The 1,346-nt window shown below is 36.8% G+C and carries 1 protein-coding gene; it reads left to right on the top strand.

Features of this window, described 5'->3' with window-relative positions; all coding sequences use genetic code 11:
* Positions 1-1,346 (top strand): O-linked N-acetylglucosamine transferase family protein (locus PX484_RS02420; RefSeq protein ID WP_502882690.1); only part of this gene is annotated, 1,346 nt, incomplete at both ends.

The raw sequence follows: 1,346 nt of genomic DNA on the forward strand, positions 1-1,346 counted from the left end.
AGACGCAGAAGCGCGACGACAACAAAGAAAAGGTGATCTGGCAGCTGTAGAATATTTTCGCTATCATCTACAGGAAATTGTTCCCAAGTCAATTAATAATTTATTAGCTTTATTCGACTTAGCTTTAGATTTAGAAATATTCGCTCCAGGAGAACTACTTAATTATCCTATTCAAGAGAATCTCAGATATAATCCTGATCGAGAATTGCTTTTAAATGTAGTTCTCAAAAGTCTTTTATATCCCCATGAATTAACTTTAGATTTAGCTCAAGCAAGTTTACCTTACCTAGGGGAATTAGCCGATAGTTTTATCCCGCAAGCTTTTCAGATATCAGCACGAGTCACCAACGAGCAACAAAGTCCCGCTTTTGGAGTAGAAATTATTAAACTTTGTCTGCAATTAAGACCTAATGATCTGAGTCTTTTGGAACAATTGGTTAACCTCTATATTTTAGCAGAAGACTTTGATAATTCTTTGATAACTGCCTATCAGTTGCGAGAAATTTGTCTAACCCCAACCCTAAAGTTATACAGTAATTATCTAATTTTGTTAATACTTTTGCGCTGGGGAGTTTGGCAAGAAATTGATCATATTTATCAAGAATATCATGATTTATTACAGGAATTAACCCGTCGGAAAAATATTACTCTAGAACCGATTATTAAAACTAGCTTTCTCAATGTTTCTAGTCCCCTACCCTACCTAGGCGATCGAGCCTTAGCCAACCGAAAATTAACTAATTGCGTCGCCGAAATTTTTCTTGATAATAATAGTTTTAAAACTCCTTTAATTACAAACGAAAAAGCTTCAGAAAAACTAACTATTGGTTATCTTGCCAGTACCTTAAAACATCATTCTGTCGCTTGGTTAAGTCGTTGGTTAATTCACCATCATGATCGAGAAAAATTGCAAATAGCCATCTATACTATTAACCAAGAAGAAGATGAAATTACCCGTCAATGGTTCCGGGATAGCCGAGATATTATCCGTCATTTTCCCTACGCTCAAAATCCCCTAGAAGTTGCCCAACAAATTCAACAGGATCGGATAGATATTCTAGTAGATTTAGATAGTTTAACCCATAATTTCACCAATCAGATTATGGCCCTGAAACCCGCAGCAAAACAAGTGACTTGGTTAGGTTGGGATGCTTCTGGATTAGCAACTATAGATTACTATATCGCCGATCCCTACGTTTTACCCCAGCAAGCGGAGGAATATTATCGAGAAAAAATCTATCGTTTACCAGAGACATATTTAGCAGTGGATGGTTTTGAAATCGGCACTCCCAATCTCCGTCGAGAAGATTTAGAAATTCCCCCCGATGCTACCATCTATTTTTCCG

The sequence above is a fragment of the Microcystis sp. M49636_WE2 genome, from assembly GCF_030065375.1.
GTDB classification, from domain to species: domain Bacteria; phylum Cyanobacteriota; class Cyanobacteriia; order Cyanobacteriales; family Microcystaceae; genus Microcystis; species Microcystis aeruginosa_C.